At 41.4% G+C, this 23,593-nt stretch carries 22 protein-coding genes; 21 read left to right on the forward strand and 1 reads right to left on the reverse strand.

Annotated features, from left to right (window positions below):
- Nucleotides 1-14: 14 nt before the first annotated feature.
- The 15 genes from LOSG293_RS01680 to holA all read left to right on the forward strand — a co-directional run bounded on the left by LOSG293_RS01680 (nucleotide 15) and on the right by holA (nucleotide 15,219).
- The gene (locus LOSG293_RS01680; RefSeq protein ID WP_034526256.1) at nucleotides 15-1,340 is read left to right on the forward strand and encodes a dihydrolipoamide acetyltransferase family protein; all 1,326 of its coding nucleotides are present in this window, start codon (nucleotides 15-17) and stop codon (nucleotides 1,338-1,340) included.
- Between the two features lie 7 nt (nucleotides 1,341-1,347).
- Nucleotides 1,348-2,772 carry a dihydrolipoyl dehydrogenase gene (gene lpdA, locus LOSG293_RS01685; RefSeq protein WP_034526258.1) on the forward strand — a complete coding sequence of 475 codons (1,425 nt, stop codon included), beginning with the start codon at nucleotides 1,348-1,350 and terminating at the stop codon, nucleotides 2,770-2,772.
- Between the two features lie 130 nt (nucleotides 2,773-2,902).
- Nucleotides 2,903-3,853: a hypothetical protein gene (locus LOSG293_RS01690; protein ID WP_034526260.1), complete on the forward strand. Its 951-nt coding sequence runs from the start codon at nucleotides 2,903-2,905 to the stop codon at nucleotides 3,851-3,853.
- Nucleotides 3,843-4,130, forward strand: a complete 288-nt coding sequence (locus tag LOSG293_RS01695) for a UPF0223 family protein (protein ID WP_034526262.1) — start codon at nucleotides 3,843-3,845, stop codon at nucleotides 4,128-4,130. Before LOSG293_RS01690 ends, LOSG293_RS01695 begins: the two co-directional genes overlap by 11 nt.
- 6 nt (nucleotides 4,131-4,136) lie before the next feature.
- A complete protein-coding gene (locus LOSG293_RS01700; protein WP_034526264.1) occupies nucleotides 4,137-4,922 on the forward strand; it encodes an inositol monophosphatase family protein in 786 nt (261 codons plus the stop codon).
- 119 nt (nucleotides 4,923-5,041) lie between these two features.
- Nucleotides 5,042-6,880: a translational GTPase TypA gene (gene typA / locus LOSG293_RS01705; RefSeq protein WP_034526265.1), complete on the forward strand. Its 1,839-nt coding sequence runs from the start codon at nucleotides 5,042-5,044 to the stop codon at nucleotides 6,878-6,880.
- A 160-nt stretch (nucleotides 6,881-7,040) separates the two neighbouring features.
- Nucleotides 7,041-8,201 (forward strand): FtsW/RodA/SpoVE family cell cycle protein, encoded by a 1,161-nt coding sequence (locus LOSG293_RS01710; protein WP_034526267.1) that lies wholly within the window; start codon nucleotides 7,041-7,043, stop codon nucleotides 8,199-8,201.
- 9 nt (nucleotides 8,202-8,210) lie between these two features.
- The gene (locus tag LOSG293_RS01715) at nucleotides 8,211-8,504 is read left to right on the forward strand and encodes a YlbG family protein (RefSeq protein WP_034526270.1); all 294 of its coding nucleotides are present in this window, start codon (nucleotides 8,211-8,213) and stop codon (nucleotides 8,502-8,504) included.
- On the forward strand, nucleotides 8,501-9,058 hold the full coding sequence (rsmD, locus tag LOSG293_RS01720; protein ID WP_034526272.1) for a 16S rRNA (guanine(966)-N(2))-methyltransferase RsmD: 558 nt from the start codon (nucleotides 8,501-8,503) through the stop codon (nucleotides 9,056-9,058). The genes LOSG293_RS01715 and rsmD overlap by 4 nt, the downstream gene beginning before the upstream one ends.
- A gap of 2 nt (nucleotides 9,059-9,060) precedes the next feature.
- Nucleotides 9,061-9,552 (forward strand): pantetheine-phosphate adenylyltransferase, encoded by a 492-nt coding sequence (coaD, locus tag LOSG293_RS01725; RefSeq protein ID WP_034526274.1) that lies wholly within the window; start codon nucleotides 9,061-9,063, stop codon nucleotides 9,550-9,552.
- A complete protein-coding gene (locus LOSG293_RS01730; RefSeq protein WP_034526276.1) occupies nucleotides 9,549-10,592 on the forward strand; it encodes a SepM family pheromone-processing serine protease in 1,044 nt (347 codons plus the stop codon). Before coaD ends, LOSG293_RS01730 begins: the two co-directional genes overlap by 4 nt.
- A 76-nt stretch (nucleotides 10,593-10,668) precedes the next feature.
- Complete coding sequence (locus LOSG293_RS01735) at nucleotides 10,669-11,370, forward strand: helix-hairpin-helix domain-containing protein (RefSeq protein WP_034526279.1); 702 nt, start codon at nucleotides 10,669-10,671, stop codon at nucleotides 11,368-11,370.
- A 74-nt stretch (nucleotides 11,371-11,444) separates the two neighbouring features.
- Complete coding sequence (locus LOSG293_RS01740; protein WP_034526281.1) at nucleotides 11,445-11,924, forward strand: ComE operon protein 2; 480 nt, start codon at nucleotides 11,445-11,447, stop codon at nucleotides 11,922-11,924.
- 38 nt (nucleotides 11,925-11,962) lie between these two features.
- Nucleotides 11,963-14,188: a DNA internalization-related competence protein ComEC/Rec2 gene (locus tag LOSG293_RS01745; RefSeq protein ID WP_152551064.1), complete on the forward strand. Its 2,226-nt coding sequence runs from the start codon at nucleotides 11,963-11,965 to the stop codon at nucleotides 14,186-14,188.
- The gene (gene holA, locus LOSG293_RS01750) at nucleotides 14,185-15,219 is read left to right on the forward strand and encodes a DNA polymerase III subunit delta (protein WP_034526283.1); all 1,035 of its coding nucleotides are present in this window, start codon (nucleotides 14,185-14,187) and stop codon (nucleotides 15,217-15,219) included. Before LOSG293_RS01745 ends, holA begins: the two co-directional genes overlap by 4 nt.
- A gap of 31 nt (nucleotides 15,220-15,250) precedes the next feature.
- Here holA and rpsT read toward each other — a convergent pair whose 3' ends face one another.
- Entirely contained in the window at nucleotides 15,251-15,514 is a 264-nt protein-coding gene (gene rpsT, locus LOSG293_RS01755) for a 30S ribosomal protein S20 (protein ID WP_034526284.1), read from the reverse strand.
- A gap of 282 nt (nucleotides 15,515-15,796) precedes the next feature.
- Here rpsT and rpsO point away from each other — a divergent pair, with 282 nt between their 5' ends.
- The 6 genes from rpsO (at nucleotide 15,797) to clpX (ending at nucleotide 23,460) form a co-directional block, all read left to right on the forward strand.
- On the forward strand, nucleotides 15,797-16,066 hold the full coding sequence (gene rpsO / locus LOSG293_RS01760; protein WP_034526286.1) for a 30S ribosomal protein S15: 270 nt from the start codon (nucleotides 15,797-15,799) through the stop codon (nucleotides 16,064-16,066).
- 220 nt (nucleotides 16,067-16,286) lie between these two features.
- Nucleotides 16,287-18,014, forward strand: coding sequence for a ribonuclease J (locus LOSG293_RS01765; RefSeq protein ID WP_034526288.1), 1,728 nt, complete (start codon nucleotides 16,287-16,289; stop codon nucleotides 18,012-18,014).
- A gap of 64 nt (nucleotides 18,015-18,078) precedes the next feature.
- The gene (locus tag LOSG293_RS01770) at nucleotides 18,079-19,011 is read left to right on the forward strand and encodes an outer membrane protein assembly factor BamD (protein ID WP_034526290.1); all 933 of its coding nucleotides are present in this window, start codon (nucleotides 18,079-18,081) and stop codon (nucleotides 19,009-19,011) included.
- A 300-nt stretch (nucleotides 19,012-19,311) separates the two neighbouring features.
- Nucleotides 19,312-20,499, forward strand: a complete 1,188-nt coding sequence (gene tuf / locus LOSG293_RS01775; RefSeq protein WP_034526292.1) for an elongation factor Tu — start codon at nucleotides 19,312-19,314, stop codon at nucleotides 20,497-20,499.
- Nucleotides 20,500-20,703: 204 nt separating this feature from the next.
- Nucleotides 20,704-22,020, forward strand: a complete 1,317-nt coding sequence (gene tig, locus LOSG293_RS01780; RefSeq protein WP_034526293.1) for a trigger factor — start codon at nucleotides 20,704-20,706, stop codon at nucleotides 22,018-22,020.
- A gap of 186 nt (nucleotides 22,021-22,206) precedes the next feature.
- Nucleotides 22,207-23,460: an ATP-dependent Clp protease ATP-binding subunit ClpX gene (clpX, locus tag LOSG293_RS01785; RefSeq protein ID WP_152551065.1), complete on the forward strand. Its 1,254-nt coding sequence runs from the start codon at nucleotides 22,207-22,209 to the stop codon at nucleotides 23,458-23,460.
- The last annotated feature ends 133 nt before the right edge of the window (nucleotides 23,461-23,593 follow it).

A 23,593-nucleotide genomic window follows, 5' to 3' on the forward strand; every position in this document is an offset into this window, starting at 1 on the left:
AAGGAAGTTGTCTCATGGCTTATCTGTTCAAGCTCCCAGAACTCGGAGAAGGAATGGCCGAAGGTGAAATTTCTTCATGGGATGTTAAAGAAGGAGACACCGTTAAGGAAGACGACGTTTTAGTTGAAATCCAAAACGACAAATCAGTCTCTGAATTACCTTCTCCAGTTGCTGGAACAATTAAGAAGATCGTTAAACAAGAAGGGGAAACCGCAGAAATCGGCGATGTGCTCGTTGAAATCGATGATGGTTCTCCCGACACTGGTGAGTCAGCAGCTCCTGCTGAAGCACCTAAAGAGGAAGCACCAGCTCCCGCAGCCCCAGAGGCTCCTAAAGCTGAAGCAGCTCCTGCTCCTGCAGCCGCCCCAGCCGATGTACCTGCAGCCGCAGATCCAAACAAATTAGTTTTGGCAATGCCATCAGTCCGTCAATATGCACGTGACAAGGGTGTTGACATTACGAGCGTGGCACCAACCGGTAACCACGGACAAGTTTTGAAGGCCGATATTGATAACGCAGGTTCAGGTGCCGCAGCTCCTGCTGCCGCAGCTCCTGCTGCCGCAACCGCTGCCCCAGCAGCCGCAGCTACTGATACTGCAGCTGCGCCAATCGAGCCTTACACATCAGCTACACCTGATTTGGAAACTCGTGAACCAATGTCAATGACTAGAAAAGCCATTGCTAAGGCCATGGTAACTTCTAAGCATACGGCACCTCACGTTACCTCATTTGATGATGTTGATGTTACAGCCTTGATGGCTAACCGTAAGAAGTACAAGCAAGCAGCCGCAGATCGCGACATTCACTTGACCTTCTTACCATATGTTGTTAAAGCACTTGTAGCAGTCTTGAAAGACTTCCCAGAATTGAATGCATCTATTGATGATTCAACTCAAGAAATCGTCTACAAGCATTACTACAACGTGGGTATTGCAACTGATACACCACACGGCTTGTATGTACCAAACATCAAGAACGCAGATTCTAAGGGAATGTTTGCTATTGCCAAGGAAATTTCTGAAAACACGCAAGCTGCCCAAGATAACAAGCTTAGTGCAGCTCAAATGTCAGGCGGTTCAATTACGATTAGTAACGTTGGTTCAATTGGTGGTGGCTGGTTCACGCCAGTTATCAACTACCCAGAAGTTGCAATCTTGGGTGTTGGTAAGATCGCCAAGGAACCAATCGTTAACGAAGATGGTGAAATTGTAATTGGTAACATGTTGAAGCTTTCATTGAGTTATGACCACCGCTTAATCGATGGCGCTACTGCTCAACGTGTCTTGAACGAAATTACGCAATTGCTTCACGATCCAGATATGCTATTAATGGAAGGATGACATAAATATGGCTGATGCTGAGAAGAGGGACACCGTTATTATCGGTTCCGGCCCTGGTGGTTACGTCGCAGCCATTCGTGCTGCTGAATTGGGTCAAAAAGTTACTATAATTGAAAAATCAGATACACTTGGTGGTGTCTGTTTGAACGTGGGATGTGTCCCTTCTAAAGCGCTAATCAACGCTGGTCACCGCTTGCAAGAAGCAAACGATGCCTCAACTTGGGGAATTACAACGCAACCTGCAACAATTGATTTTGCAAAAACACAAGAATGGAAGCAAACCAAGGTCGTTGACCGAATGACGAGTGGCGTTAAGATGCTACTCAAGAAGCACAAGGTCGAAGTGATCCAAGGAGAAGCTGTTATTGACAGTGATACTCGTTTACGAGTTGTTTCCACTGGTGAAAAGCAATTCATGAGTGCTGATGATGGTTTGACAATTGAGTTTAAAGACTTAATTATCGCAACCGGTAGTCGTCCAATCCAAATTCCAGGCTTCAAGTTTGAAGGCCGTGTTGTTGACTCAACTGGTGGACTTGGATTGAAAGATATCCCTAAGGAATTCGTTGTTATTGGTGGCGGATATGTTGGTACTGAGTTAGCAGGCGCATATGCCAACTTAGGATCACACGTTACCATTCTTGAAGGAACTGATTCAATTCTTGCTGGCTTCGATAAGGACATGGTTTCTATCGTTGTTAAGAGTTTGAAGAAGAAGGGCGTTGACATTGTAACCAATGCCATGGCCAAGAGTTCCGAACAAGACGACAGCAGCGTAACAGTTACTTATGAAGTAGACGGTAAGGCAAGCACTGTTAAGGCCGATTACTGCATGGTAACAGTTGGCCGTAAACCAAACACCGATGATATCGGGATTGAATTTACGGACGTAAAGACTGATAAGCGCGGCATCATTGAAACGGATATTCAAGGTCGGACTGCATCACCACATATTTACGCAATTGGTGATATTGCATCTGGTCCAGCTTTGGCTCACAAAGCCTTCTTCCAAGGTAAAGTAGCCGCTGGCGCCATTTCCGGCAAGAATACAGCTAATGATTATGCTGGCGTTCCAGCCGTATGTTTTGCTGATCCAGAATTAGCAACAGTTGGCTTGACAGAGAGCGAAGCCAAGGAAAAGGGAATCGAAGTTTCAACTGCAAAATTCCCATTTGCTGGTAATGCCCGTGCGGTTTCACTTGATGAAGCTGAAGGGTTTGTCCGCCTTGTTACAACCAAGGATGGCAATAATGTCGTTGGTGGCCAAGTTGTTGGACCTGGTGCCAGTGATTTAATCGCCGAATTAAGCTTGGCAGTTAACTCTGGCATGAATGCGGAAGATATTGCTTTGACAATTCATCCACATCCAACTTTGAGCGAACCAATTCAAGAAGCTGCTGATATTGCGATTGGATTCCCAACTCACATTTAAAGCGGTTAAAAACGAGGGTCTGACGATTAAGTCAGGTCCTCGTTTTGTATACATAGTTTCACAGCTTGATATCCGTTCGAATAAACTTATAATTAAAGCGTAAGACTTAAAATTGGTTGGAGGAACTTTGATGACAGTTAAGATTGTGCTTTCCGGAGAATACGACAATATAAAGAGTTTCTTACAATTAGTGATGGGCGAAAAATTGCCCCTCAGTTTTGTTGTGCTCACACATTCAGATGAGGAGGAAGTGCAATATCGAACATTAATTACAGCAGGCAAGCTCAACAGTCAGACGACAATCGCCATTGGGACTCCTGCAGATTATTCAGATGCTGAGTTGGCGATTATGTTCCAGAGTCAGTTACCAGCTTCCGATGAGGAAGTAGATGAGCTCATGTTGCTTCAGGCGAATCTGCCAATTTTTCGGGAAAGTGTCAATGAGGCCATTGAAAATGGATTTACAGGTAAATTACTGATTTCAGGCATCCTCGATGAGATATTGACCTATTTTGCTTGGCGATTTACGGGTATGGATCGGGCAAAGGTGATTGGTGTTGGGACAACGCCGCAAGCACTTTTGCTAAACGCACTATTACGCCAGCAACTAGAGGTCGGCGACCAAGATCCCAATGTTTCAGTGATTGGTCGTGCAAGTGATCCCTTAATTGCCTGGAGTCGGGTCTATATTGGTCCAGCGCCCATTTTGATGTACGTCGCAAATGAAGATTCCAACTTTGCTGCTCAGGATCTAACGGGATTGGAAACTCAGATTTCAGCGGTGACCGTACCAGAAAATACGACGCTCCAGGGATTAGCCGTGATTAGAATTGTTAAGGCTCTGTTGCTGAACGAGAGCGCGATTCTTCCCGTAACTAACATTAAGGCGGACCGTGCAGGTAGTAGCACATTTGTATCAAGCACACCGGTTTTGGTGAATCAAGATGGACAGACGAAGTTAACGGAGCTTTCACTGTCCGAAAATGAGCAAACACAATATAATGAAATTGAAACTGCCATTAAGGCCCTGATCAATAAAATTGAAAACGGTGGACTGGAGAATATTAATAATGAAGGATAGTTATCAATACCCATTAGAAACGGATTGGAGCACCGAAGACATGATTGCAGTTACTAACCTCTATCACTGTGTGGAAGAGGCGTATGAATCAGCAAATGGGGTTTCCAAGAATGAATTAGATGGTTGGTATAAACAATTCAAGGAAGTTGTGCCAACTAAGGCGCAAGAAAAGCAATTAGATAAAAGTTTTCAGAAAGCGAGTGGGTACAGTATTTACCGAACGATGCAAGCTAGTCAAAAAGCAACTAGTAAACGAGTGAAAATGAGTGAGGGGTAAAGTGTAATGGATGAACAAGCAATCATTCGAGTTGATCAAACGGTTCGCAAATGGCTCCATGCGGATTACGATTTAATGCAGAAAATGATGCACAAAGATTTAGAGGTTTCCGAAAAAACGGGACCACGAGATTTGGTGACTAATGTCGACAAAGCGAGTGAACGTTTTTTGATAGAAAAAATTCGAACGTTTGATCCTGATGCAAAAATTCTGGGTGAAGAGGGATTCGGTGATTGTTTAACCTCGATGGATGGAAATGTTTGGATTGTCGATCCCTTGGATGGCACCATGAATTTCGTTAAACAGCGGGATCATTTTGCCATCATGATTGCCTTATACCAAGATGGCAAGGGAGTACTTGGGTATATTTTTGACGTGATGAATGACGTTCTATACGCTGGTGGTCCTGCAGTAGGAGTGTACGCAAACGATGAGCGCTTGACAGCACCCAATAATATTCCATTGAGTGAAGGCCTGTTTGGTGCGAGTGGCCCGTTGGTAATCGGCAATATATCGGGGATGCAAGAGATTATTCGTCATAGTCGAGGTATGCGCATATACGGATCTGCAGGTATTGAGTTTATCCATGCTTTTCTTGGCAAAACGGTTGGCTATAGCTCATTTTTGAAACCCTGGGATTTTGCCGCTGGCAGAATTCTTGCAGAAACACTTGGATTAGTGGTCACTAAGATTGACGGCTCGCCTTTAGATATGTTATCATCTAACCTTGTATTGGTAACGACAGGGAAAGCACAACAAGACATTCGAACAATTGTAAACGAGAACGTCTGACTGTGACGAGTAGGTCACAGTTTTTTTATGCGAATTACTATGAATTACTGATGAGGTCTTCCAAGCTTTAGGCGGACCAGATGTAAGAAAAAGTTTTAAGTAATGAAAGGAAGAATATTTTGAAAACCAGAGATGATATTCGTAACATTGCCATCATTGCCCACGTTGACCATGGTAAAACAACGTTAGTTAATGAGCTTCTAAAGCAATCAGATACACTTGATGAACATGTCCAAATTGAGGACCGAGCACTTGACTCTAACGCCATTGAGCGTGAGCGTGGTATCACCATTCTTTCAAAGAACACTGCTGTTCGTTACAAGGACAAGCAAATTAACATTTTGGACACACCAGGACATGCTGACTTTGGTGGTGAAGTTGAACGAATCATGCGAATGGTTGATGGTGTTCTTCTTGTTGTTGATGCATTTGAAGGAACAATGCCACAAACTCGTTTCGTTTTGAAGAAGGCCTTGGATCAACACTTGATCCCAATCGTTGTGATCAACAAGGTTGACCGCCCAGGTGCCCGTCCTTCAGAAGTTGTTGACGAAGTGCTTGACTTGTTCATCGAACTTGGTGCTGACGAAGACCAACTTGATTTCCCAGTTGTTTATGCATCTGCTATGAACGGGACTTCAAGCTACGATCCTGATTTAGCAACTCAAGAACACACAATGCAACCAATCTTTGATACGATCGTTGAAAAGATCCCATCACCACTTGATAACGAAGACGAACCTCTTCAATTCCAAGTTGCTATGTTGGATTACAACGACTTCGTTGGACGTGTTGGTATTGGTCGTATCTTCCGAGGTAAGATCAAGGTCGGCGATAACGTGACATTGATGAAGCTTGACGGTAGTAAGAAGAACTTCCGGGTTACAAAGCTTTTCGGTTACTTCGGTTTGAAGCGTCTTGAAATCGATGAAGCCAAGGCTGGTGATTTGATTGCCATTTCAGGTATGGAAGATATCAACGTTGGTGAAACTGTTGCAGATGCTTCAAATCCTGAAGCTTTGCCTGTTCTCCGGATTGACGAACCAACCCTTCAAATGACATTCCGTACTAACGATTCACCATTTGCTGGTCGCGAAGGTAAATTCGTGACGGGTCGTCAACTTGAAGATCGTTTGATGCGTGAGCTACAAACCGACGTTTCTCTTCGAGTTGAAAACACTGGTGAACCAGCTGCCTGGACAGTTTCTGGTCGTGGTGAACTTCACCTTTCTATCTTGATTGAAACATTGCGTCGTGAAGGCTTCGAATTACAAGTATCACGTCCACAAGTTATCTACCGCGAAATTGAAGGCGTTCAAAGCGAACCATTTGAAGAAGTTCAAATTGACACACCTGATGAATACACTGGTAGTGTGATTGACAGTTTGTCACAACGTAAAGGTGAAATGCAAAACATGGAATCAACTGAAAACGGTCAAACCCGTTTGACATTCCTTGCACCATCACGTGGATTGATTGGTTACTCAACCGAATTCATGTCAATGACCCGTGGTTACGGGATCATGAACCATACCTTTGAAAAGTACGGTCCAGTTATCAAGAACTGGCACCCAGGTCGTACAAAGGGTACCCTTGTTTCAATGAACTCTGGTAAGGCTACGATGTACGCCATGATGGGTATTGAAAGTCGTGGTACTTTGCTCATTGAACCAGGTACTGAAGTATACGAAGGTATGATTGTTGGTGAAAATAGCCGTGATAACGACATCACTGTTAACATCACTAAGGGTAAGAACTTAACTAACGTTCGTGCTTCTGGTTCTGATGAAGCATCACGTATTAAGACGCCTACTCACTTATCACTTGAAGAATCACTTGAATTCTTGAACGATGATGAATATTGTGAAGTAACGCCTGAAAACGTTCGTTTGCGTAAGCAAATCCTTAACACAAGCACTCGTGAAAAGGAAGCAAAGAAGAACCGTTCTAACAAGTAAACAATCAGAGAACTGTCAGAAATGGCAGTTCTTTTATTTTGTTCAAAGATTAGTCTCCAGTCCCCTTAAACCGCGTTGGTAACATGCGGTTATGATATAATGATGGCAATAATTAAATTGGGGACTGTTACATACATATGTGGTGGATAAGTGAAAAGGTATGAAAAAATTTAAATTCTTAGATTATTATATTTTAATTCCATTTTTGATTTTATCCGTGGTGGGAATCATCATGGTGTATTCGTCAAGCTCAGATATTTCGATGCAAACGGGTGGAACACCGACGAGCTATCTGATTCGGCAAACATTGTTCTTCTTTGTTGGTATCGCTATGGTGATAGGCCTCTTCCGGTTCAATCTTAAAAAGTTGCAAAATGCTAGGTTTTTGTTTGTTATCTGGTGTATCTTCGCTGTGGTCTTTCTAGGGCTGCTGGTGGTTGGTAAAACAGTTAATGGGGCGGCGGGTTGGATTAATCTGGGCTTTATCAGTATTCAACCGGCTGAATTTTCCAAGTATTTCTTAATTATTTTAAGTGCCTACTATGTTTCGATTCCAAGACGGCAGTCAGAAATGCACGAATCGAATTGGGATTGGTGGCGTGAGTTAGCAGCGCCAATGATGTTAAGTGGGATTTTGATTGTGCTGATTTTGGCACAACCGGATTTGGGTGGAGCTGTGATTAACTTTTCTGCTGTCTCCGTTATTTGGTTAGCAAGTGGGATGGGAATTAAACGAAGCACAGGCTGGCTCGTCGGTGCGCTAGGGGTCGGTTACTTTGGGCTACTACCATTATTAAGTTGGATGGCAAATGGACCGCTCGCTGGGCACTCCTATAAGTTGCAACGAATTGTGGCTTTTGAGAATCCGTTTGCTCACGCACAATCAGTAGGGCAACAATTGGTCAATTCGTACTATGCATTGAGTAACGGTGGATTATTCGGTGTTGGACTTGGTCGTTCGATTCAAAAAACAGGGTACTTACCTATGCCAAATACCGATTTTATCATTGCCATTACAGCCGAGGAGCTTGGGTTACTCTTCTGTTTATTCTTAGTTATCTTGCTAGCGACCATCATCTTAAGAACGGTCATGTTAGGAATTAAGAGTAAGAACAATTTTTACTCGTTAATTTGTTACGGTATTGCAACCTATTTCACTGTCCAGACGATGTTCAATCTTGGCGGTGTACTAGGATTGCTCCCAATTACCGGGGTGACGTTCCCGTTTGTCAGTTACGGAGGTTCCAGTATGATTACCGCAAGTATTGCAATTGGGACGTTGTTAAATATTAGTGCTAAAGAAAAAATGAACGAAGAATAAGGTGGATACATGGAATTTAAAATTCAAGCTAAAGAAGAATTAATTGTTTACACGTATAATTTAAAACAAATGAGACAGTTAAAACGGTTTGGCGATATGGCTTATATTTCGCGGCGAATGCGCTATGCCGTTTTGTTTGTTAACCAGGAAAAGCTTGAAGAAACTAAACAACAGCTTGAAAAGCAGCATTTCGTCAAACGTGTGGTTGAGTCCCCAAGAGCAGAGTTAGATGTCTGGTTTAGGAAACAAGATCGAAATGAACCAACCAAAGAAGTTTTAAATGCAGCGGAGGAAGAAGAATGAGAATTGTAGCCGGCGAATTCGGTGGGCGAAAGTTAAAAGCTGTTCCCGGGACGAAGACGCGACCCACAACGGATAAAATTAAGGAAAATATTTTTAATATCATTGGTCCTTATTTTGATGGTGGCACTAGTTTAGATTTATTTGCGGGTTCAGGTGGCTTAAGTATTGAAGCTGTTTCTCGAGGCGTTGACGAGGCCTATCTTGTGGACAAACAAGGCTTGGCTATTAAGACAATCAAACAAAACATCGAAGTCACGAAGGCACCGGATCGGTTTAAAGTGGTGAAGCGAGATGCCAATTTGGCGCTTAAGCAATTTTCAGCAGATGCAGTCAAGTTCTCGTTGGTCTTCTTTGATCCGCCATATGCCTTACAAAAAATTGCTGAACAGATGCAAACGTTGAATGAACTCAACTTACTTGCACCCAATGCGCTAATTGTTTGTGAAACTGATCAAAATGCGAAATTAGCGGACGTGACCGGATTCCGGTTAGTTGAAAAAAAGGATTATGGCATCACAGAAATTACGATTTATCGATTCGGTGAGGAGGAATAAACATGGTTGTAGCAGTTTATCCGGGAAGTTTTGACCCAATTACCAATGGACACCTGAATATTATCCAGCGAGCCAGCAAAATCTTCGATGAAGTCATTGTCGTTGTTGGTATTAATACAGGTAAACAGTCCATGTTTACCGCAGAACAGCGGGTGAACTTCATTGAAGAGAGCGTTGCTGATCTTAAAAACGTTTCTGTGAAGACTGAAACGGGCTTAACCGTTGAATTTTTAAAAAAGGTCAAGGCTAACATTATCATCAGAGGGCTGAGAAATAGTGCTGACTTTGAGCTAGAAAAAAAGATGGCTCAGATGAATCACTATTTAGATGAACATGTAGAGACTTTGTTTATGGTTGCCGATTCCAAATATGATTTTGTGGCGTCTAGTTTGTTAAAAGAAGTCGTTCATTTCAAAGGCTCAATTCTTGAACTAGTGCCTGCGGTGGTCGCTGATGCTTTGGAATCTGGGAAGTTTGAGGATACCAGAAAATGAAAAATCGTAAACGTCGGTTAACAGGTACGATACTCGCCTTGATTGCTTTTGTAGCGATTCTTATTGGCCTTTACTGGCCGATGTCGAGTTATATTGAATCTCCAGGGTCTGCGGATGATTTAGGTAGTTTTGTCGACATTTCTAAGCATCCAGATAAAGATAAGGGTTCATTTATGATTACTTCTGTGCGAATTGCGCGTGCGAGACCCATTACATACGTATGGGCGAAGATGCATCCAGATTACTATGAGGTTGTGAGTGAAGCGTCTGTCACTGGGGGTCAAAGTGGTGAAACCTACGAGAAGGTACAAACTTTCTATATGAAGAGTGCTATTAACGAGGCAATTGCCACCGCTTATAAAGCTGCCCATCAAAAAATTGATAAAAAATATCTCGGAATTTACGTTCTGAATATCAGTAAAAATTCCAACTTTAAGTCAAAATTAAAGGTGGGTGACACCGTAACCAAGGTCAATAATCAACATTTTTCAAGTGCCTATGGTTTCCAAAGTTACATTAGAAAGCATAAAAAGAATGACAAGTTGACGATTAGGTTTACGCATAACGGTCATCAACGTCAAGCAACCGGCCGATTAGTTAATATTGGTAAGGGTGTGGCGGGAATTGGGATTACCTTAACAGATAATATTAAGGTCACAACTAAAGTGCCTATTCAGGTGGACCCTGGTAATATTGGTGGTCCTTCAGGTGGCTTGATGTTTAGTCTACAAATTTACTCGCAATTGACCGGGGACAATATTACGCATGGACAGAAAATTGCCGGTACTGGAACGATCAATCCAGACGGGTCAGTTGGTGAAATTGGCGGCATCGATAAAAAAATTATTGCTGCAAAGAAGGCAGGAGCTACTATTTTCTTTGCACCATACGTCAAGCCAACCAAAGAATTGTTGAAATATGAGCCAAATCATTTAACTAATTATCAACAGGCCAAAAAAACGGCCAAGAAATATGCACCTAATATGAAGATTGTACCGGTTAAGAGCTTTGACCAAGCACTTGCTTATCTTCAAAAATAAAAATCAGCCAAATTTAAATTTGGCTGATTTTTTTGTCGCTTCTTTTCGTAATTACTCTATGAAAGGAGGCGAGAAGTTGGATAGGTTGAAGGAACTTTATCAAGAATATCGGATTCAAATTTTACTGGGCCTTGTTGCGGTGATGGCAGTTGTTCTGATTGGCGTGGGAATGATGTTGATGGGGCATCACGAGGCACCTAGTGATGCACAGCCAACGAGTTTATCCACCAGTAGTAGTCAGACTACGGAAGTTAGTGGTACCACAACTGCGAGTAGTAACCACTTTCGCCAATCTGGATCAACGGACGACCATAAGCAAATTATGGTGGACGTGAAAGGGGCGGTGAAAAATCCTGGCGTTTTTCAAGTCACTGCAACCATGCGCGTGAAAGATGTAGTAGATTTGGCTGGTGGATTCAATTCTTCCGCAGATCAAAAACATATTAATTTGGCCCAAACGCTATCAGATCAACAAGTTATTTATGTTCCTGTAAAAGGAGAGGTGAAAGGAAATCCTGGTTCACTATCCGGAACACCAGTCACTAGTTCGAGTCCTACGGGAGATGAAAGTGCATCAAGTGAAAGTAGCCAGATTAATTTGAATGACGCCGATGCAACTCAACTGCAACAAATCTCAGGAATTGGTGAGAAGAAGGCCCAGCAAATTATTCAGTATCGCGATGAGCATGGTCCATTTAAATCCGTTCAAGACTTGAAGAATATCAGTGGGTTTGGCGATAAAACTGTCGAAAAAATTGCGGATAGTGCTTCAGTGTGATTGGAAAATTGACAGAATTGTCGTGAACTTTTGCTATACTGGTATGGAAATGTTGCCGAAGGGAAGTTGTCATTATGGAAGATAAACGGATACCATGGAATCAATATTTTATGATTCAAGCAGTTTTACTTGCCTCACGAAGTACTTGTAATCGCCTTTCTGTAGGAGCGACATTGGTCCGTGATAAACGGATTATTGCGGGTGGGTACAATGGATCTGTTGCAGGGGATGTACACTGTATTGATGAAGGCTGCTACTTGGTGGACGGTCATTGCGTTCGGACGATTCATGCTGAAATGAACGCCATTTTACAATGTGCTAAATTTGGCGAATCGACCGAGGGTGCAGAGATTTATGTGACAGATTTCCCGTGCTTACAATGTACTAAAATGCTACTACAAGCGGGCATTTCTAAAATTTATTATCTCAGGAACTATCACAATGATCCTTACGCAAAAAAATTACTGGAACTTAAAAACATCGACTTGGAGCAGGTGTCGCTCAGTTCTGATATTCTTGAAGCGACATCGTTAGACACTTATCTAACTGATTAATTATTGAACGTGGCGATTTAATATTTCCGGCCGTATTAGTGAGTGGGTTAGCCATGACGCTTTATGGCAATAAATGGCTCGGATTGGCAGTTGTTGCCTACTGGTTTATTCGAATTTTGTGTTTACGACGGCTACGACTGGTTTTTATTAGTGCAGGATTGCTATTAATGTTCGGGTTATTTTTTATGAGCTTTAATCACCATCAACGTCAGTTGCGACTTGAGCCGAGGGAAAATGCGACGCTAAGGTTGCAAGTTCAACCGGATCAAATTGACTTAGTTGGTAATCAGCTTAGGTTAACGGGAAAATTGCCCAATCACGCTAAGGTGACGGCAATCTATTTTCTGAATGATCCCCAAGAAATAAACCGGTTTACATCGGTTTCAACGACGGTTAATCTGATGATAGTGGGCGATATTAGCGAACCGCTTCAATCTACTAACATTAATGAGTTCGACAGAAGACGCTATGATGAGCAATCTGGAATTTTAAATACGATTAAGATTAATGAAGTTCAACGGATTACGCCAGTGAAGGCCGCTCGTTTTAGTGCAATTATCCTGAATGGCTGCCACGTTGCACGCTATCGAGCGGTTCAAGCATCGAATCAACTACCAGGAAGCCTGAAAACCTATTATCAAGGGCTAGTACTGGGGGCTCGGAATCAGAACTTCTATGAGCAGCTAAGTGGGGTTAAACAACTAGGCTTAATTCATCTTTTTAGCATCTCAGGTTTGCACGTCACACTCTTTATGGCAATTGTTGAACGCTCGCTGACGGTTCTCAAACGCTCCAAGCGGCTTATCGAGTGGCTCCTTCTGGGGTTGCTGCCGTTGTATTTCATCTTTACGGGTGGAGCCACTGGCTTATTGCGGGCAATTCTTATGGCTGAGCATCGGCTGCTGGCTAATCGTCTAGGGTTTAAAGTGGAGTCGATTGATAATTTTGGTTTAACTTTATTAATATGTACGCTAATTCAGCCTGCCTTACTGATGCAATTTGGTAATCAGTTAAGCTTTGGTTTGGCATTTTGTTTATTATTTTTAAATGACGTATCGTTTATCAAACAGACTTTGCTCATGAATTTAGTGAGTTTGCCCTTTATTTTATTTCACGTATTTGAATGGCACGTATTGTCCTTATTAAGTAATCTGCTTGTATTACCACTTTTTAGTGTGGTGATTTTTCCGTTAACTTTCATTGGCGGGGTTATGGGACTCAAATTTCAATTAATTGCCCAATTCGTTAATGTATTGATTGGGTGGTTTAATGACTGTTTAAATGGGATTGCCACGTTGCCGGGGATGATTACTTTTGGCAAGCCACCCTTAGAAGGGTTAGTAATCGTTTTTGTGCTGACGCTTATTCTGATTGGTCAGCGCGGCAGGACGGGTTGGATTAAATTAACTATTCTAGCGAGTTATGTGGTCATGTTTATGGGCATTCATTTGCCGATGAATGGTGAAGTTACTTATTTTGATATCGGCCAAGGCGATTGCTTCTTGGTCAGAGAACCGTTCAATCGTTCCGTATCTATGATTGATACGGGTGGTCGACTCAATTTTAAGACACCAGGTTTTCGAAAGGTGACAGCAAGAAGTCGAGCTGAAACCATTACGATTAATTACTTAAAAAGTAAGGGAATTGCGCATCTGGATGGGTTGTATTTGAGTCATAAAGATGCTGACCACACTGGGGATACACCAGTTGTTTTAAGAAATTTACGCGTCGATCATGTCTATGTCCCAAAGGGGATGCAGCAAAATCCTGATTTTTTGAAGCGAGTGAAGGGCTTAATTTCGACAAACCGAATTATGCCATTACAAGCGGGAAACCAGCCGGCATACTCACCCTTTAAGGTAGTTCATCCGTTTAAACCGGGACTGGGTGAAAATGGGGATTCCATGGTGTTATACTGTGAGATGGGTAATTTAAGCTGGTTGTTTACGGGGGATCTTGATCGCGACGGAGAGCGTGAGATTATACGTCAGTACCCAGGGTTGAAGGTTGACGTTTTAAAGCTTGGACATCATGGAAGCAAGACGTCCTCAGATCCTGAAGTGCTCAAACAATTAAGCCCCAAAGTAGGCATTATATCAGCTGGACGGAAAAATCGTTATGGCCATCCGAATGAAGAAACGTTAGCAACGCTTGCAAAACTGCGAATTCCGTATTTCAATACCCAAGTCGATGGCATGATTACCTATACGTTTCGAAATCACCAAACTGGTAGTTGGAAAACGTTCCTAAAGGAGAACAGATGACTTACAAAGAATTTTTAACGCAAATCAACGAAAAAAAAGTATCAAACGTTACCTTGATACTAGGTGATCAGCCATATTTACAACAAAATTTCAGAAAAGCACTAAAATCGTTAATCCCGGAAGAGGAACTAACGATGAATTTTGCTGCTTATGATATGGAAACAACGCCGGTATCACAAGCTTTGGCAGATGCAGCCTCTGCTCCTTTTTTTGGTGAACGCAGACTTGTGTTTATTGATAACCCGTATTTCTTTACGGGTTCGACAAAAAGGGGAATTAAGGTTAATCATGACTTGGATGAGCTATTGGCTTACTTGGAGCATCCACAGCCTGACACTATTCTGGTCTTTTTTGCCCCATACGAAAAATTAGATGCACGAAAAAAGATTTCTAAGCAATTAAAAAAAGTTGCCGAAGTCGTGGATATCAGCAACCTTAAGGAACCTCAAATTAGGCAAATTATTCAAACTGAGTTGAAACAAAATGGTTTTACGATTGAACCGTCTGCGGAGCAACTATTGTTGGAACGGACTAACGCTGATTTAACATTAATTATGAATGAACTACCTAAATTACAACTTTTTAGAAATGACACGAAAGTTATTGATGACGAGGCAGTTACCGGATTAGTGACCAAAACATTGGATCAGAACGTTTTTGATTTGGTCAGTGCGGTTTTGGCACGTGACACCGAATTAGCCATTCGTCTGTATCAAGATCTATTGTTATCAAAAGTGGAACCGTTACAAATTAATGCTATTTTAGTTGGACAGTTTAGGCTGCTACTGCAAGTCCATATTCTTAATAAGCATGGTTATAGTCAGGGAACCTTGGCTAGTACATTAAAAGTGCATCCATATCGGGTTAAGTTATCTTTGCAAACAGTTCGGCACTTTGATGTGTTACTGCTGCAAAGAGCTTATCTTGGTTTGATTGATGTTGAGAAGAAATTGAAATCAACGGCGGAAGATCCAGAAATGTTATTTGAAATGTTCATGGTGCAATATAACAACACCTCAATTTCCGCATAAAAAAAATCCGATCTAATTAGATCGGATTTTTTTACTTAGCAGCTTTAGCAAGACGAGCAGCCATACGTGACTTGTCACGTGAAGCCTTGTTCTTCTTGATTAAGCCCTTTGATGCAGCGTGATCAACAGCAGCCGAAGCAGCCTTGAACAAGTCAGCTACATTTTCGTCACCCTTAGTTACAGCAGTTTCAAACTTCTTAACTGAAGTTCTCATTGCGCTAAGTTGTGGTGCGTTACGCTTGTTAGCTTTAACGTTAGTACGTGCACGTTCAATCGCAGATTTAATAATTGGCATCTATTTCACCTCCAACAAGTAGAAAACCGTTGCCTGGTCATCGTTTTTTTCAACGCTTGCTATTATACAGAATCCTAGAACTGAATGCAACAATTCTCAGTTTAAATGTAAAGGTTTTTTACTTGATAGGGTGTATCAATAAAGATTGATACTTGCGCGAGTGCAAGGACTAAGATATACTATTCGGAGTGTGATAACTATCCCGAACTTAGTTTAACGGACACTCACAGCCGTTTTACTCAGTGAAGGGGACAAAAAAATTTGAAAGGTGGGTATTACACAATGGCTATTAGTCAAACACAAAAGAACGAAATCATCAAGAAGTACGCGCGTCACGAAGGCGACACTGGTTCTGCTGAAGTACAAATCGCAGTTTTAACTGCTGATATTACTGAAATCAACAACCACATGAGCACTCACAAAAAAGACTTCCATTCACAACGTGGGTTAATGAAGAAGATTGGTCACCGTCGTAACTTGTTGGCTTACCTTCGTAGCAAGGATGTTCAACGTTACCGTGAACTTATCAACAGTTTAGGATTACGTCGTTAATATCGACTCAAGCTTTCCCAATTTGGGAGAGCTTTTTTTGTTGCTTAATGATAAAAAAGCCCATTCTATATTGCAAAGTTCTAAAATATGGTACACTGTAAGCAGTTTAAATAAGATCGTTTCCAAAGTGATTTGGATTAATGAAATAGCGAGATAATTCAAGCGCAGCTTAGTTATCTCAGATGATATTAGACGAAAACTATAGTGTATGAGGTGAATTATGAGTAGCAAGATTAAGATTAGCCCGTTTGGCGGCGTCCGTGAAAACGGGAAGAATATGTATGTTGTGGATGTCAACGATGGCATTTACATTTTGGATTGTGGTCTCCAGTATCCTGAGAATAGTCTTTTGGGAATTGACATTGTGATTCCAGACTTTTCGTATCTAGAGGAAAATAAGGACCGAATTGTAGGGGTTTTCTTAACTCACGGACATGCTGATGCCATTGGGGCATTACCATACTTTTTGAGCGAGTTTAACGTTCCAGTGTTTGGCTCAAAGATGACCATTGAATTAGCTAAGTTAGCAGTTGAAAGCGTTGAAGGCGCCAAGAAGTTTTCGGACTTCCATGTTGTTGATGCCAATTCTGAAATCGACTTTGGCGATATCAAGGTTTCGTTCTTCAGAACTACCCACTCAGTTCCTGGATCAATGGGAATTGTGTTAGGTACGGATGAAGGCCAAATTGTCTACACAGGTGATTTTAAGTTTGACCAAACGGCAACTAGTGATTTCCAAACAGACTATGCTAGATTAGCCGAAATCGGTCAAAAAGGTGTTTTAGCCCTTTTAAGTGATTCGGCCAATGCTGAAAATCCTTCTGAAACGACCAATGAGCGGGATATTGCGGCCTTCGTTAAAGAAACTTTTAAATATAATCATGGTCGAATTGTCGTTGCTAGTGTAGCTTCCAACATTATCAGACTACAACAAGTCTTTAACGCTGCCGCTAATACTGGTCGGCGAGTTCTTTTGACCGGTCACGATTTAGAAAAAATCGTCAATACTGCGTTGAGACTAAATAAATTAATTTTACCCGTCGACAACTTATTGGTTGAAGAAGCTGATTTAGATAAATTAGCTCCAGAAGAAACGGTCATTTTACAGACTGGTCGAATGGGTGAACCAATCAAGGCACTGCAAAGAATGGCCAACAAGCAAGAAAAGGGGCCACAGATTGAGCCTGGGGATGTTGTCTTTATTACAACGACACCATCACATGCTATGGAGACCACGGTTGCTAAGACGGACGACATGATTTATCGCGCTGGAGCAGAAGTGATTTCAATCTCCAATGAATTGAACTCTTCCGGCCATGCCAGCAAGAATGATTTACAATTCTTGATTAACATGCTAAAGCCAGAGTACTTGATTCCAGTTCAAGGTGAGTACCGTTTGCTTGAGGCACATGCTATGGCTGCTCAAGAAGTTGGTATGAAGTCAGATCACATCTTCTTGACTGCTAAGGGAGACGTCTTGACCTATGATGGTGAGACGATGTTCTTGGGTGGTAGCATCGATGTCGGAAATACGATGATTGATGGAATTGGTGTTGGTGACATCGGAAACATTGTCTTGCGTGATCGTAAGGTGCTTTCAGATGATGGTATTTTTGTTGCGGTTGTGACGATTGACCGTAAGAAGAAGAAGATTATTGCCGAGCCTAAGATTACGTCTCGTGGCTTTGTCTATGTAAAATCCAATAAAAATCTGATGCACGAAAGTTCAGAAATCATTAAAAAGGCTGTACAAGCTAACCTAGATCATAAAGAATTTGATTGGGGTCACTTAAAGCAAGATGTTCGAGAAAACTTGAATCATTACTTGTTTGAGCAAACTAAGCGTCATCCAGTGATTCTGCCAGTTATTATGGAGGTTAACCAACACCACCGTAGTAAGCAAAGCAAGAGTAAGGCGACAGCAAAGCCCGAAAAAGAAACTGAATAAACTAAAAATAAGGACCGGAGTGAACATTGACTCCGGTTCTTTTGCAATAAAAGGAGGATAAGCAGTGGAGGATGAGCTACTAATAAACGCTAGAAAGGCGATTGCAGAAGAAAAGTTTCAGGCTGCTGTTGCACTATTTGAACAACTTTATGCTACCAACCCGACAAGCGGTATGAATCATGAATTAAGTAACGCGTATTACTTGAATCAACAGTATGAAGAAGCGGAACGCATTATTTTAGAAAAGTTGGACGTTTATCTAAATGATGAAACTAACTTTGCTTTTTTAACGGCCGTTTTTCTGAAAAGTGAATCTTTTATTTTGCTACGAGAACTTTTGGGTAGTACAAAATTATCGGTTGATGTTAAGCAACGCGCATTAGATAAATTGCAGCAAGCAGAGGTGAAATCACAAACGGAATTGGTGGAATTCCAGCACCAAGTTTTAAATGAGTTTTACCATATGGCGGATCAACCAGTCATTACTCAAATTAATCGGTTTCAATTAGCCAGAAAATTACCTTTGTCTGATTGGCTGAAGGGCACACAATTTTTATTGTTGGATCCATTCATTCACCCAATAGTGCGGGCAAGCTTGTTGGAATCCATTGAAAAGATGAAGTTGACCAACCAATTTCAATTTTATTGGTTGGACGAAACCAGTCATGAGATCAAGGGTAGCGAGTTACAGCCGCTTTCAAAAATGCAAAGTTTTAAGGCGATGATGCAGGCTTTAGACGAGTCCATCGCCAAAAAAGATCCTATCTTAGGGGCACAGTTGCAAGAAGAACTCAGATTGCAAGCCATGTATCTGTATCCTTATACGAACAAGGTCATTAATGATCCTCAACTTTGGGTCAATCATTTGGTACATGTTTACGATGCTGATGAATCGTTGCCCGTGGATAATTTAAAGTTAGCGAATATTCGCAATTGGCAGGAAAAATTGCAAGAATATACAAAAAGCATGATTGATTCGTTTAAAAATGTAGAGTGATTTTTTTAGAATGACAGGCAATTTTGACTTTTCCGGTCAATTTAGGACACAATTTGGCCTAAAATCCGTTAAAAATGGACTGGAAAATAATCCGATAAACTATTTTTCGGAAAAATCAGTAAAATAGCTATTTTTGGTTTACAAAAGCGAATTGAGTCTATATAATACTTTAAGGATTCTTCTAGAGACACGTAACTTTGTCTTTTTGTGAAGAAGTAGTATAATTATACTCAAAGGATTTTTGGCACCATGCCTGTGGTGCTGAAGTTATTCTTGCGATAAAACAGGAGGTTTCATTTAATGGCAAAAGAAACATATGACAGAAGTAAGCCCCATGTAAATATTGGTACTATTGGCCATATTGACCATGGTAAGACTACTTTAACCGCAGCTATCACTAAAGTTTTAGCCGCTAAGGGTTTGGCTAAGGCCGAAGATTACGCTGATATCGATAAGGCACCTGAGGAACGTGAACGTGGTATCACGATCAACACTGCCCACGTTGAATACTCAACTGAAAAGCGTCACTACGCCCATATCGATGCCCCAGGACATGCTGATTACATCAAGAACATGATCACTGGTGCCGCTCAAATGGACGGTGCTATCTTAGTTGTTGCTGCAACCGATGGTCCTATGCCACAAACGCGTGAACACATCTTGTTAGCGCGTCAGGTTGGTGTTGAATACCTTATCGTCTTCCTTAACAAGACTGATCTTGTTGATGATGATGAGTTAATCGACTTGGTTGAAATGGAAGTCCGTGAATTACTTTCAGAATACGATTACCCTGGTGATGACATTCCTGTTATCCGCGGTTCTGCTCTTAAAGCTCTTGAAGGCGACGAAGAACAAGAAAAGGTTATCCTTCACTTGATGGATGTTGTTGATGAATACATCCCAACTCCAGAACGTGACAACGACAAGCCATTCTTGATGCCTGTTGAAGACGTATTTACGATCACTGGTCGTGGTACTGTTGCTTCAGGTCGTATCGATCGTGGTACTGTTAACGTTGGTGACGAAGTCGAAATCGTTGGTTTGAAGGAAGAAGTTATTAAGTCTACTGTTACTGGACTTGAAATGTTCCGTAAGACTCTTGAATTCGGTGAAGCCGGAGACAACGTTGGTGTGCTTCTTCGTGGTGTTAACCGTGAACAAGTTGTTCGTGGCCAAGTTCTTGCAAAGCCAGGTTCGATCCAAACTCACACTAAGTTTAAGTCAGAAGTCTACATCCTTTCTAAAGAAGAAGGTGGCCGTCATACGCCATTCTTCTCAAACTACCGTCCACAATTCTACTTCCATACCACTGATATCACTGGTGTTATCGAATTAGCTGATGGTGTTGAAATGGTTATGCCTGGTGACAACGTCACTTTCGAAGTTGACTTGATTGCTCCAGCTGCCATTGAAAAGGGTACTAAGTTTACTGTTCGTGAAGGTGGCCACACTGTTGGTGCCGGAGTCGTTTCAGAAATCCTTGACTAAGATTAATTAATTTTAGTATTAGTAAAAGAAGAGTTCGAAAAGGTTACTTTTCGAACTCTTTTTTTGTTTTTATGGCAAAACTTACCGCTATCAAGCGGATTTTACGTGAAAGTAATTTACTTTTTTAGCTGGATACGTTAAACTAAAATTCGTATGCAATTAATAGAATTGTAATTAAATAACTTTCGTTTCGGAGGAAAACTAATGACTGCAAAATTTGAAAAAAAGGAAGCTAACCAAGGTGAATTAACCTTTGAAATTAGCGCCGACCAAATCAAGAAGGGTATCGATCAGGCATTTGACCGTACTAAGAAAAACCTTTCTGTACCAGGATTCCGTAAAGGAAAAGTTCCTCGCCAAATTTTTAACCAAATGTATGGTGAAGAAGCACTTTATGAAGATGCTTTGAACATCGTTTTACCAGAAGCTTACGAACAAGCAATTAAAGATACTGAAATCGAACCAGTAGACCAACCTCACATTGACGTTGAATCAATGGAAAAGGACAAGCCTTGGGTTCTTAAGGCAGTCGTAACTGTTAAGCCTGATGTTAAGTTGGGCGAATACGAAGGTTTAAGCGTTCCTAAGCAAAACACACGTGTTTACGCTAAGGATGTTGATGCAGAACTTGAAAAGCGTCGTCAACAACAAGCTGAACTTGTTCTTAAAGAAGACGAAGCAGCTAAGAAGGGTGACACTGTCACTATTGACTTCGATGGTTACGTTGATGGCAAGCAATTCGATGGTGGCCAAGCTAACAACTACGCCTTAGAATTAGGTTCAAACTCATTTATTCCTGGTTTTGAAGATCAATTGATTGGTCACAAGGCTGGCGAAGACGTTGAAGTTAAGGTAACGTTCCCAGAACAATACCAAGCAGAAGAACTTCAAGGTAAAGATGCAACCTTTAAGACAACTATTCATGAAGTTAAGGAAAAGCAATTACCAGAACTTGATGATGAATTTGCCAAGGATGTTGATGAAGAAGTTGACAGTCTTGAAGAATTGAAGACTAAGATCAAGGACGAACTCAAGGAACAAAAGACTCACGAAGCCCACGATGCAATCGAAGACGCTGCAATTACTGCTGCCGTTGACAATGCTGAAGTACAGGACATTCCAGAAGCCATGATCCAAGAAGATGTTCAACGTCAAACTGATCAATACCTTGCTAACATGCAATCACAAGGTATCGACCCTAAGACTTACTACCAAATCACTGGTACAACTGAAGCTGACTTGCGTAAGCAATTCTCTGCTGATGCAGAACGTCGTGTTAAGACTAACCTCGTTCTTGAAGCCGTTGTTGAAGATCAAAAGATCGAACCAGCTGAAGAAGATATCGTAGCAGAAGTTAAAGACTTAGCTGGCCAATACGGTATGGAAGAAAGTGCCGTACGTGCTGCCCTTTCTGATGATATGTTGAAGCATGACATTGCTATCAAGAAGGCTGTTGAATTAATTACTGATTCAGCAAAGCAAGAAGCTAAAAAAGATGACAAGAAAGCCGACAAAGAGTAATTTAATCGATTAACTTGGCTTTAACAAAAGACCCGAGAAAGCTAATTAATTTCTTTCGAGGGTCTTTGTTGTATAATTTAAATTAGTAACAAGCCTTTATCATGTCAGATGGTAGAGGTTGTGGTATATTAGCTGAACGGTTAATTTATTTGAAATATATGAAAAAAGCATAAAGGAGTGAGTTGCTTGTTTGAAAATACCGATACGAACGGTCCTGTAAACTGTTCTTTTTGTGGCAAGTCACAAGATCAAGTTAAGAAGATCGTTGCTGGACCGGGTGTGTACATCTGTAATGAATGTATCGATTTATGTAAGGAAATTATCGATGAAGAATTCAGCATGGAAGCAGCTGGCGCTGATTTAGTGGTACCAACACCACAAGAAATCGTCAACTCATTGAATGAATACGTGATTGGCCAAGAAGAAGCCAAACGGACGTTGTCTGTTGCGGTTTATAACCATTACAAGCGTGTGAACCAATTGAACAAGGAAAAGGACGAAGATGGTCCTGAATTACAAAAGAGTAACATTAGCATGATTGGACCAACCGGTTCAGGTAAGACTTTCCTCGCCCAGACCTTGGCACGAATTCTAAACGTCCCATTTGCAATTGCAGATGCTACGACGTTGACAGAAGCCGGGTATGTTGGTGAAGACGTTGAAAACATCTTGCTGAAACTCTTACAAAATGCCGATTATGATGTTGAACGTGCCGAAAAGGGTATTGTTTATATTGATGAAATTGACAAGATTGCTAAAAAGGCTGAAAATGTTTCGATTACTCGAGATGTTTCCGGTGAAGGGGTCCAACAAGCATTGCTGAAGATCCTTGAAGGCACAACAGCAAATGTTCCACCTCAGGGTGGCAGAAAACACCCACAACAAGAGTTTATTCAGATTGATACCACGAACATCCTCTTTATCGTAGGTGGTGCTTTTGACGGTATTGAGACCATTGTCAAGAACCGTTTAGGTGATAAGACAATTGGTTTCGGTACGGATACTGATCGAAAGAAGCTCAATGCTCAAGCAAGTCTGATGCAACAAGTTGTACCTGAAGACTTATTGGAGTTTGGATTAATCCCTGAATTTATTGGTCGTTTACCAATTTTGACGGCTTTAGAGAAGTTAACTGAAGAAGATTTAGTTAGAATCTTAACTGAGCCTAAGAATGCACTAGTTAAGCAATATACTAAGCTGATTTCGTTGGATGGGGTTCAACTTGAATTCCAACCTGCTAGCTTGAAAGAAATGGCTAAGTTAGCCATTGAGCGTGATACCGGTGCCCGTGGACTACGGTCAATCATTGAAGATGTCATGCGCGACATTATGTTCGAAATTCCGGGTCGTGATGATATTGAAAAGGTTATCATCACCCCAGAAACAGTTACTGAAAAAGCAGAACCAGAAATGGTTTTGAAAGATCAAAAAGCATCATAATCAATCAAAGAAGACTAAAATGAAATTTCATTTTAGGTAGATTGCAAATTTAATCCGAATTTTTGGACAAATTGGTCAGCATAACCTGATACGGTGTTTTCCAGTCAAGTATTTTAAGCGGTCTCTGGTTAAT

Source organism: Secundilactobacillus oryzae JCM 18671 (assembly GCF_000740055.1).
Classification (GTDB): Bacteria; Bacillota; Bacilli; order Lactobacillales; family Lactobacillaceae; genus Secundilactobacillus; species Secundilactobacillus oryzae.